8 protein-coding genes and 1 riboswitch are annotated in these 11,631 nt (G+C 34.7%); of the genes, 3 read left to right on the plus strand and 5 right to left on the minus strand.

Annotated elements, in window-relative coordinates:
- Window positions 1-130 precede the first annotated feature (130 nt).
- The 4 genes from IV57_RS11150 to IV57_RS11165 form a co-directional block, all read right to left on the minus strand.
- Window positions 131-2,389: an HAD-IC family P-type ATPase gene (locus IV57_RS11150; RefSeq protein ID WP_057881599.1), complete on the minus strand. Its 2,259-nt coding sequence runs from the start codon at window positions 2,387-2,389 to the stop codon at window positions 131-133.
- Between the two features lie 9 nt (window positions 2,390-2,398).
- Entirely contained in the window at window positions 2,399-3,679 is a 1,281-nt protein-coding gene (gene eno, locus IV57_RS11155; RefSeq protein ID WP_057881600.1) for a phosphopyruvate hydratase, read from the minus strand.
- Window positions 3,680-3,767: 88 nt separating this feature from the next.
- A riboswitch (Fluoride riboswitch) is annotated at window positions 3,768-3,833 on the minus strand.
- 590 nt (window positions 3,834-4,423) lie between these two features.
- Window positions 4,424-5,635, minus strand: a complete 1,212-nt coding sequence (locus tag IV57_RS11160; protein WP_057881601.1) for a GGDEF domain-containing protein — start codon at window positions 5,633-5,635, stop codon at window positions 4,424-4,426.
- 114 nt (window positions 5,636-5,749) lie between these two features.
- A complete protein-coding gene (locus IV57_RS11165; protein ID WP_057881602.1) occupies window positions 5,750-7,093 on the minus strand; it encodes an FAD-dependent oxidoreductase in 1,344 nt (447 codons plus the stop codon).
- 202 nt (window positions 7,094-7,295) lie between these two features.
- On the opposite strand from IV57_RS11165, the gene IV57_RS11170 reads away from it, so the two are divergent.
- Together IV57_RS11170 and IV57_RS11175 are read left to right on the plus strand one after the other, a co-directional pair.
- Window positions 7,296-7,730 (plus strand): GNAT family N-acetyltransferase, encoded by a 435-nt coding sequence (locus IV57_RS11170; RefSeq protein WP_057881603.1) that lies wholly within the window; start codon window positions 7,296-7,298, stop codon window positions 7,728-7,730.
- Window positions 7,731-7,845: 115 nt separating this feature from the next.
- Entirely contained in the window at window positions 7,846-8,529 is a 684-nt protein-coding gene (locus IV57_RS11175; protein WP_057881604.1) for an EAL domain-containing protein, read from the plus strand.
- A gap of 89 nt (window positions 8,530-8,618) precedes the next feature.
- Here IV57_RS11175 and IV57_RS11180 read toward each other — a convergent pair whose 3' ends face one another.
- Complete coding sequence (locus tag IV57_RS11180) at window positions 8,619-9,968, minus strand: FAD-dependent oxidoreductase (RefSeq protein WP_057881605.1); 1,350 nt, start codon at window positions 9,966-9,968, stop codon at window positions 8,619-8,621.
- Between the two features lie 404 nt (window positions 9,969-10,372).
- Between IV57_RS11180 and IV57_RS11185 the strand changes: the two genes are divergently transcribed.
- Window positions 10,373-11,575, plus strand: coding sequence for a GGDEF domain-containing protein (locus IV57_RS11185; protein WP_057881606.1), 1,203 nt, complete (start codon window positions 10,373-10,375; stop codon window positions 11,573-11,575).
- The last annotated feature ends 56 nt before the right edge of the window (window positions 11,576-11,631 follow it).

Consider the following 11,631-nt stretch of genomic DNA (forward strand, 5'->3'; position numbering starts at 1 on the left):
AGACAAGAACTTTGGTTCTTGTCTTTTTTTGTATCCTCTTTAAATATACGCCCCCTTCACCAGATCACTAGAGAACGGCAGTGAACCATAAAATAATCCATCAAAAAAGAACTAATCAGCAATAAAGTGATTAGTTCTTTTTTGATGGATTATAATAAGAAACTTTTATCATATCCAATATGAGAAACATTACACAACAGATTAAGAAGATCACTAGAACATTCATAACTCCCGTAGCTAGTCCTAATATTCCAATCAGACTTGATACGATCAAATTAATGAATATTACCGTTCCAACCGCCTTACTTGTTGGAATAGACCAGAAGTGATCACGGGTTCTAGTTGATAAAATCATCCCCATTGCTGAATAAATTAAATAAACAAACAACATGCCACTAATTTGCGAGTGACTCAAAGACGTGAAACTTACGCTGTACCAAAGGATCAAGAAACCTAATGCCAACCAACCAATCGTATAAATAACTGAAATTTTACTTAAATTCTTTAAATTCCAATTTTCTGGCAAATGATTAGTTTTAACTTGATCAGTACCTAAAGTCAAAGTGACACAATCATTGAGAATAACGATAAAGACAATGATATTTAATGAAATTGGGAAAAAGTTAGTACAGAGATAACCAACAGTCAATAACAGAGCCAACTGAGCAGTTCTAGCTAACTTAGTAATCAACCAAGTCATCATTCTTTGATAAACCCGATGTCCTGAGTCTATCAGTTCCGTAATTCCCATTAATGATGGTTCGGTTAAAATGATTCTCGCAGCTAACTTAGAAATATCAGTTGCCGTATTGATAGCAATTCCAACATCGGCTTGTTTCAAAGCTGGAGCATCATTGATGCCATCACCAGTCATCCCAACGACGTATCCCTTGTCCTGCAATGATTTAACAATTTTATATTTGTCCTCAGGATAAACATTTGCAAAACCGCCAAACGACAAAACATCAGACAAGGCATCGTCAACGGTGCCAATTTTATCATTTAGACCAATTTTTTGAGCAATTGCCTGAGCTGTTGGAGCTGTATCACCAGTCAGCATTAACACCGTGACACCCTGTTTCTTTAAGGCTGCAATTGTTTCCGGCATATCGTCCTTAACTTGATCCTTAAAGGTTAAAAGACCGACTACTTCTTGATTGACTGACAAAGCCATAATCTGAAGTCCTTGTAAGGATAACTCAGAGATTTTCTTCTTGATCGAATCATCTAATTTGCTCTTTACAGGAGATCCCAGAAAGACCTCATCATCATTATCAAGAGTTGCTCGAGCCCCCTTCAATTTGGGGTCAAAGGAGATCTGTTCTTTAATTTTAGATACCGTTACATTATCTGACTTGGCTCTTTGCATAATTGCCAAATCTAACGGATTGACACTACTTGGTTTAACTGTCGCTAATGCATATTTTAGTAATTGAACTTTATCTAACCCATTCAAACTGACTAAATCATCCAATTCAGGTTTATTCTTAGTAATTGTTCCAGTTTTATCCATCAGGAGAACATTCATCGAGCCAGCCTCTTGAATCCCGGTCAGTCCACCGACTAAGATACCCTTTTTTGAAAGAATACCTGCTTCCAGTGAATTTGCCACTGCAAAACTGGATGGCATTGAAATGGGAATCGTCGCTACAAATAAAATAACTAAGAATGGTAACAATGATAAAAACGGTGTGTGCCGAATCAAGGCAGTTATTGTTAAAATAACTGCTAAAACAATATCTAAATAGGCTAAATATTTTACAACTGTAAAAAGTAAATTCTCTAGCCTACCTGGTGCCTCATTAGTTCTTACCAACTCCGTTGTTTTACCGAGACTACTATTCTTTCCGGTTTTCTCAACTAAAACATCAGCTGTACCCTGAATCACGGTTGATCCCGAATAGAGAATATCATCTTCAGACTTTGTAACTGCTTTGGACTCCCCAGTAACTACCGATTGATTAACTAAAATCATTCCTGCAGCTACCTTACAATCAGCCGGAATGATTGATCCAACTGATAAATGGATTAAATCAGTTGGTACCAATTCCCTGCTGGAGAGTTTTTTCCACTTACCGTCACGTAACACACTTGCATAAGCAATCAGTTTCGTATCAAGTTCACCAATTGACTTAGCAGCACGATTCTCCTGAATAGCACCATCAATCGCTGAAAACAAAAGTAATGCAAATATAAAACCAACTTGAATATAATTACCCAGCAGTAATTCGATAACTAACGCCAACTCAATGATATATGGGATTGGACCAACTAAACGTTTTAAAATCAGACTCATAAAGGACTTTTTAATCGTAGGTGTTTCATTATACCCATGCTTTTGTCTTAATACTTCAGCTTCTTGAGTGGTCAAACCATTATTTTCGATCATGATTATTTATTAATCAAAATCAACGTCATTAGGGAAATGAGCCAAGTTAGCTTCCTGCCCTAATTCTTCTTCGATTCTCAATAATTGGTTGTACTTGGCTAAACGTTCACCACGAGCTGGAGCACCTGACTTCAATTGTTCAGCATGCATAGCAACTGTAAAGTCAGCCAAGAATGAATCTTCAGTTTCACCTGAACGGTGCGACATCATTGTTGTATATCCGTTCTTTCTTGCAACACGGATAGCTTCGATTGTTTCTGTAACAGTACCAATTTGGTTCAATTTGATTAAGAAGCTGTTTGCCATTCCGGCTTTAATTGCTTTTCTAAATAGTGCAGGGTTAGTACATACATTATCATCAGTGATGATTTGGACACGGTTACCGTTCTTCTTGGTAAACTTAGCAAAATTCTCCCAATCATTTTCACCGAATGGATCTTCCATTGAAACAATTGCTGGAAATTTATCTAACAATCCTTCATAGTATGTGGCCATCTCGTCAGCTGAACGCTTCTTACCTTCAAATAAGTATGAGCCGTCATCTTGAGCAAAACTTGAAGCAGCAGCATCAAAAGCAATACCAATTTCTGATCCTGGTTTGTATCCAGCATCTTTGATAGCACGATTTAATTCGTCAACGGCAGCCTCACTTGATGGAAGATCCGGAGCAAATCCACCTTCATCACCAAGTCCTGTTTGATAACCTTCTTTTTCAAGATTCTTCTTTAATTGATGGTATACATTAACGATTTTTTCAAATCCATCACGGAAACTTGTCCGTTGGATAGGTGTAATCAAGAATTCTTGCATATCGATACCATTATCAGCATGCTCACCACCGTTGATAACATTGTGGAATGTTTGTGGCAATTCAAGATCCACACCGCCAAGATAACGGTAAACTGGAACATGTTCACAATTTGCAGCAGCACGTACATTGGCAATTGAAACACCAAGAATAGCATTGGCACCCAATTTAGCCTTGTTAGGAGTTCCATCAAGATCAATCATCATTTGATCGATTTTAGCTTGATTGAAAGGATCAGCTCCCTTTAATTTATCATTGATCAAGGTATTAACATTTTCGACAGCCTTTAAAACACCTTTTCCGCCAAGTCTATCTCCACCATCACGTAATTCAACCGCTTCATTATCACCAGTTGACTTACCTGATGGAACACTTGCACGTCCTAAGACACCATTTGAAAGAATTACATCTGCTTCAACGGTAGGATTACCACGTGAATCAAATACTTCCCTAGCTTTTACGTTCTCAATTGTTACTGTCATATAAATACTCCCTTTCTCAATCATAAAAAAAGACGCCTACTTCAAATAAAGACCCTCAATTGAAAAATTCAATTATAACAGGTAATTATTTAAAGTAGACGTCATCAATTACAATTAAGTAATATTTTCGGCGAACGTCATCGCCATTCGAACAAATTCATAGTATAATACTTTTTTTATTTTAACAAGTATAACACTCTAGATTAGTTGCTATTTCTTTGATTGTGAAATATTTGAATTAGAATAAAAAAATAATTTTTCCAAACATATACTCCCATAACCATTGAGCCCCAGCCGATAGCTCCAGATTGTATATCTAACGTCATGATCTTTTATATTGTGAAATTCAATAAAACTTGCTATACTATGCTTGTACCAATAAAGAAAGCGCTAACATAGGGAAAGGAGGGGCTAAACATAGTAACTTTGTTGAACTCTAGGATAAGTTTTCAAAGTCTATCTTCTGCCTCCCGTTTAGAAAATTAGTAAATAATATCTATGACTAGATGCCTATTCTAGATACTTAGTTGATTTATTTGTAACTCCCAATTACATTTACTTGATAGGGGTAAAACTCATTTCTTAAATTTGCCCGCAATACAACGGATAATAATAATCTCCCCGATTCATTGAATACCCCATCATTCAATGACAATAGTTAATTTCTTAAACCCCTATCAAAAAATCAACTGTACATATAAAAAAAGGCCAGTCAGGTTCCCCGCCTGCTGGTCTTTTTTTTGCTTATATATGAATTATTGGTTGAACACTATACTCTTGAGCTTCACCTTCAACCGTCATCTTATTACGGCCAGTATTTTTGGACTCATAAAGATATCCATCTACTCGCTGAAAAATATCATCAAATGATTTATCAGTTGCTCGTAACGTCGTTACGCCGAAACATAACGTAACATTTAATTGAGTATCCTGTATAAATAAAGGCATCTCAATCAAGGTCTGATTAATTCCATTTATAAAATTTGTACTATGTTGGCTGTCAGTTCCCTTGATCATGATAATAAATTCCTCACCACCATATCTAAATAACTGACCGTTACTACCATCCATATGTAATTCTCTTTCAGCAACATGAGCGACATGTCGTAAAACCTCATCACCAATTTCATGTCCATAATTGTCATTAAATTTTTTAAAGTGATCAATATCAAACATAATAACCGTCAATGGTTCCTTGCTATTCTTACTATATTTTTCAAACGCTTCTTTAGATAGTTTATTCAAATTGGCCCGATTACGAACTCCAGTTAAGGCATCATAGTTAACTTTAACTTCCAAGTCATTATAAGCATGCATATAGGTACTCATCTTTTGCTCAATGATTCGAACGACTAACATATAAATTTCAAAAACAATTAGCATCCCAATAATATCAGTTAACGGGAAACGGTAGTCGATCCAAATAAGAATCCACCAACAAATCCCAAATAATATTTGAGCAATTAGGTATTTATAATTAGAAACAATTAAGTCATCCTTATGTCCATATAAGTAGTCGATTACAATTACCAAGACAATATACGCAATAATAAATAACGGCCAATATTGATTTTTCATCCGTACTATATCAAACGCTGGGTGATAAATGAACGGTAAGGCAATATTCATTAAAACAATCAAACGATTATTAAATACAAATAGACAATAAAACAGTAAGGTCAATTCGGCGTTGGCATATAGTCCACCTAACTCTATGGCACTACCTCCAGTCAAGCTTCCGAAAACCTGCTCGACAATCAAGGAACCAATCAATAACAGACCCATTTCCGATAAATTAACAGTAATTTTTTCAAGAAATGGTGAGGCAACACTGATTTTCTTTTCCAGTGCAAACGCAAAATAAGTTATTAAAGTAATTAAACCAATGGTTACTATCCCTGTTACTAAGGCATTAGTGCTAAAACAAATCCTAACGATTCCATCTAAATTACCCATCAAATATCCCCACAACATTTATTTGCTATCGTCAGTTTAGCATTAATAATATTGCTATTGAATAATTAATTCAAAGATATAAAAAAAATCATACCACGAAGGTATGATTCATCTTTACTTATTATCTTCTTTGGCAATTGCCTGCTGTGCTACTAAATTCAGATAATTAAATGGATTATCATAATTAGGTTGGAACAACATATCGACAAAAGCTAAATCATCAATTGTATTGTTATTCTGAATACAAATTGAAATTGCATTAGCTGATTGAGCAACCTCATGTTTGCTGAACAATTGAGCTCCTAATACTTTTCTCGTATCTTTATCATAAACTAGATAAATCGTTAGCATATCAGTGGTTGGCATATATGCCGGACGATAATTATCATGGTAAACTACACAATCAGCATTGATTCCATTGGCCAAGGCTTTTTTCAAGGTTAAACCAGTTTCAGCTAAAGTATAGCCAAAGATTTCCATAGCGGTAGTTGCTTGAGTTCCCATGTACTTACGAATATCACCAAAGATATTAATCCCGGCTAGAGTTCCTTGACGAACTGCTGTGGTTGCAAGTGGAATATATTTCAATTCACCTGTTGGATTAAATTTAACAACACATGAATCCCCTCCTGCATAAACATCAGGATCAGAGGTTTGCATATAATCATTAATAATAATGGCACCATAACCGTCCATTTGAACTTGTCCACGTAATAAATCAGTATTAGCAAAGAATCCAGTACAGACGATTACAAGATCAGCCTTATAAGCATGACCTGATTTAGTAGTAATGGTTAATTGGTCACCATCTTGGATTTCAGAAACACGTTCACCAAGCTGTACTTTGACATCATGCTCTTTTAATTTTTCAATGATTTTTTCTGACAAGCCATCATCTACATAATTATTCAGAATTTGATCACGTGATTGGATCAAAGTTACATCATGAACCGTATTGGCATAACTTTCAGCCAATTCAACTCCAACATAACCAGCTCCAACAATTGCAATACTTGGGTAATTCAAAGCTGACTCATATATTTTCTTAGCTTGAGCATAACTTTTACATAGAAGAACTCTAGGATTGTCCATTCCACCAATTGGGGGGATACCAACCTCAGAACCAGTTGTCATGATCAACTTATCATAAGTATCTTCAGTGATATCTTGTGTTACTAAATCTTGAACAACAATTTTTTTATTCTTTGTATCGATTTTCAGAACATTATGCTTCATACGGACTTTAGCACCGTAACCCTCGAGTGTGGTAGGATCTGCATAAAACATATCCTCAAGGTTATTAACAATTCTGCCTAAATACAAAGCAATTCCACATGATAAAAATGAAATATTATCTTCACGTTCATAAACAGTTACATCCGTTTCAGGATGTTTTTCCAAAATCTTTTCAACTGCAGCTGTTCCAGCATGTGTACATCCGACAACAATAACTTTCAACAGTCAGTTCCTCCTCTATGGTACCATTTTATACTAGCTTTAATTGTTTACAGCATAACACAATATATACTTTAATTATATCAATCAAGATCTTTATTGATAAGTTAAAATTGACCTTTTTTTATATTAATTATCGAAGTAAAATTGCTTACTTCCTGTAATATAATAGGTTGGTATTTACTTTTTAATAATGGGGTTCGCTATGAACAAAATAAAACACACCAGTAATATAGACTCTGATATTTATCGAGACAGTCTTGCCATCCGAAGAGCTGTTTTTGTTACCGAACAAAATGTTCCCGAAGATTTAGAAATTGATAATCTAGAATCACAATGTATCTATTTTAATGTTTATCTTGATGATCAAGCCGTGGCAACAGCTCGCTTCTACCCTACCGATGATAATGGCATCCATATTCAACGTGTAGCTGTTTTAAAAAAGTACCGCCAAGAACACTTGGGTTCTGATCTATTGAAGTATATTTTTAATTATGCTCAAGAAGAAAATTATAATTACGTGGTTCTTGGTGCTCAAGATCATGCTCAAAACTTTTATAAAAAACTCGGCTTTAAAGTCATTGGTAAACAATATCAAGAGGTCGGAATCGCGCACCATGACATGAAACTAAACTTGTAGTAATATTAATTGGAGTGTTAATTCACATATATTTATAATAAATAAGCAATATTTTGTAAATTGCCACAACTTATAAATTAAATATTAGAGGGACCTCTTATAAAGGAGTTTGATTATGTATAGATTTTTTATTCAACCCCAACTTGATAAATTTAATAATTCGCTAATTGGCTACGAGCTGTTAATGAAGAAAAAGACTGACCAAGGATGGCGACCACCAGCAAACTTTTCTGATGTACCTTCACACACTATGGCTGAAGTTCTAATTGCCACCACTAAATTGTTAGCTCTAAAAATCGGTTCTGTTTCAGTTAATATTAACCGTAATCAATTGATGGACAAGGAAGTTCGTGATGCAATCATAGAGGCCCAAAGTATCTTGCGTCCCTTGCGATTAGTCGTTGAGTTGACTGAAGATATACCTGATGAAGATTGGCCCAACGATACCTTGATTCCTTTGATTAAAGATTTCATTAATTATGGTATGGATTTCAGCTTGGATGATTGTGGGACTGGTGTCAATCAACTCGATCAAATCAAAGACATGGTACCTATGGCATCCGAAATCAAGTTTGCCATTCAAAACTTTGGTGAAAAATTACGAGATCCTGATATTGAAAGCAAAGTTATTTTCTGGCGAGATTTCAGCAAGAAAAATAATCTTCGCTTCATCTTGGAAGGTATTGAAGACGACCGCGATGATGAACTAGCAGACTCACTTAATATTGATCTTCGTCAGGGCTATTATTATGGTAAGCCCCGTTTATTAAAACTACATCCAGACGATGACAAGTTTTAATCTAAACATAGTCTTTTAAATCTACAGTATAAATGCATAAAAAATATCCTCAATTCACAATCCGAATTGAGGATATTTTTATGCATTTTTTACTTTGCTGCTCGTTCCTGAGCTACAGCCATTTGGGCTACTAAATTCAAATAATTAAATGGATTATCATAATTAGGTTGGAACAACATATCCATGAAAGCTAATTCATCAATTGTATTCTTATTTTGAATACATACAGAAATCGTATTTGCTGATTGTGCCACTTCATGTTTGCTGAATAATTGAGCCCCTAATATTTGACGATTATCCTTGTTATAAACTAACTTGATCGTCAACATTGCGGTAGTTGGCATATAATCTGGACGATAATCATCGTGATATGTAACTGCTGCCGCATTGATACCATCATCTAAAGCATGTTGTAAAGTCAATCCGGTTGAAGCAATTGTATGACCAAATAACTCCATTGCAGAAGTTGCTTGAGTTCCCATATACTTTTGAATATCACCAAAAACATTGACTCCAGCTAAAGCACCTTGGCGAATTGCGTTAGTTGCTAGTGGCATATATGCAGGTTTATTGGTTGGATTAAAGTTCACAGTACAAGCATCCCCGGCTGCATAAATATCTGGATTAGATGTTTGAGTATATTCATTAATAATGATGGCTCCGTGACGATCCATATCAACTTGGCCCCGTAATAGTTCTGTATTAGCCACAAAACCGGTACATACGATAACTAAGTCAGATTTATGATCTTCAGTATTAGTTTCAATCACAACGTTATCATCTTCATCACGACTAAAACCAGTTACACGTTCATTCAAGAAAACATTAACATCATGTTCCTTCAGTAATTTAATCGCATTTTCTGACATATCAGTATCAAGGTAATTATTTAATACTTGGCCTCTTGATTGAATCAAAGTTACTTCATGATCTGTATTAGCATAGCTTTCAGCCAATTCAACCCCAATATAACCACCACCAACAATTGTGATATGGCGATGATCTTTAGCTGTTTCATAAATTGCCTCAGCTTGGGCATAACTCTTACACATCAAAATACGAGTATCAGAAATACCCATAATTGGTGGAACTGCCACGTATGAACCAGTTGTCATGATCAACTTATCGTAACTATCATTAATAATCTCATGAGTTTCCATATTCTCACACATAAGTGTTTTGTTATCGGCATCAATTTTTAAAACATCATGCTTCATATTGATCTTTGCACCCAAGTTCTCTAGATCTTTAGGACTGGCATAGAACATGTCTTCCAATCTTTTAACTTTTCTACCTAAATAAAGTGCGATTCCGCATGATAGGAAGGAAATGTTATCATCACGTTCATAAACTGTCACCTCTGTTTCTGGATGCTCCTGTAAAATCTGCTCAACTGCAGCCGTACCAGCGTGTGTACATCCAACAACAACAACTTTCATATCTTTACCCCTCAATTTTAAATATATATTTGTTGCAAAGATTGATTTTTTAACATATCTTTAAAAATAATCTTCACTAATATAAACTATTATAACCTTATATTTTTATAAATGAATAAGTGTATAGTATTAGACGTAATAACAACGAAGATAAATAACAAAAGCAAAAACCGTCATAAGTATTCTAATTACTTGGGTTTGACGGTTATTTTTTTACAATTTAATTGAAACTTATTTATATAATTTTGATTATTTTTTCTTAATGCCGTTGCCAGATCATTATTGTATCAGGTATAATGAACATCTATTCATTTAGATTGAACGTTATCATTGAAATCTTTGTTACTACTATTCACATATTCACATTAAAATATTACATAATAAATACTAATTGAGGGAGAAACTTGCCAGATATCATTCTAGAAAAATTTATAAATAATTATCTGAATATTAACTCAGCAATTATCACCTTAGTCACAATTGGTTTAATTACAATCATCACAATTGTTGCCTATTCACTTGAAAGAAAAATAAGCCGATCATCTCCCTTCTATAAACGCATTACTGTTCACTTGTTGGAAGGCCTTGTTCTAGGCTTTAGTATGATCATGTTGGAGCAAATTTTCTTCATTTTAAATAGCGGTTCCATTAATAATGGTTGGCTCTACGCTAATGCCCAACTGACCATCTTGCTATATTGTATGTACTTGATTCGAAATAAGATTACTTTAATCATTAATATCTTAATGCCAATCCTTTATTACCATTCCATGAATTTACCACGCTTGAATAATAAAGATTTACCATTATTCGCCATCTCTTATATCTTCCTGATAATTATCGTCAGTTTCATTTATTATCAAACCGAAAATCTCGAGAATTCCGAATGGAAATACCTCATTATGCAAGTTCTCTTTGGATTATCATGGTGGATTATCTTATGGGTCGATCATAGCTTTCCTACAATCGAAATCCTCATTATGCTTATAGTTTTCCTAATTTACATGTCGATCATTCGTTTCTGTGCTAAAAAGTTACAGGATACCATGTTAAATTACGACGACCTACAAGTTCAAGTAAATTATGATGAATTAACCGGGATTAGAAATCGGGCTAATTTGGATAAAACTTCAATTGAACTTTATAAAACCTACTATTCAGAAAAAGCTGTTCCTTTAACAATTGCTATGTTCGATATTGACCATTTTAAAGAGTTTAACGATCAATACGGCCATTCAACTGGTGATGAAGTTTTAAAGCATGTTGCACACACTATGGAACGTGAAATGTTTTTAACTGATACTAAGGGTCAACTTTTTAGATTCGGTGGAGAAGAGTTTATTATTATTTTCCGGGGTAAAAAACCTGCCGAATGTGTGCCAATCATTACCGACTTGCGAAACACATTGGTCAACACACCTTTGATCCTGAATGGTCAAAAGTTGGATGTCAGCATTTCCTTTGGTATTTCTAAGTTGATTGAAGAGGATTCTTCCTTTGAAGATTTGTTTAATCGAGTTGATAAATACCTCTATGCTTCTAAAAACTCCGGCCGTAATCGTTTGACCGTTGAAGGATTTACCTATAACTTTGATGATTTAAAATAAAATAGCTTCCAGTTCACTTAATTAGGGTTCTTTACCAAGTGTGGCTGTGCAACGCA

The organism is Companilactobacillus kimchiensis (genome assembly GCF_001438805.1).
Taxonomy (GTDB): Bacteria; Bacillota; Bacilli; order Lactobacillales; family Lactobacillaceae; genus Companilactobacillus; species Companilactobacillus kimchiensis.

What these genes read in the sequence shown, in the direction of transcription:
- IV57_RS11160 (WP_057881601.1), bottom strand. Translation starts at nt 5,635, where the DNA reads ATGGGTAATTTAGATGGAATCGTTAGGATTTGTTTTAGCACTAATGCC.
- IV57_RS11180 (WP_057881605.1), bottom strand. Translation starts at nt 9,968, where the DNA reads ATGAAAGTTGTTGTTGTTGGATGTACACACGCTGGTACGGCTGCAGTT.
- IV57_RS11170 (WP_057881603.1), top strand. Translation starts at nt 7,296, where the DNA reads ATGAACAAAATAAAACACACCAGTAATATAGACTCTGATATTTATCGA.
- eno (WP_057881600.1), bottom strand. Translation starts at nt 3,679, where the DNA reads ATGACAGTAACAATTGAGAACGTAAAAGCTAGGGAAGTATTTGATTCA.
- IV57_RS11150 (WP_057881599.1), bottom strand. Translation starts at nt 2,389, where the DNA reads ATGATCGAAAATAATGGTTTGACCACTCAAGAAGCTGAAGTATTAAGA.
- IV57_RS11175 (WP_057881604.1), top strand. Translation starts at nt 7,846, where the DNA reads ATGTATAGATTTTTTATTCAACCCCAACTTGATAAATTTAATAATTCG.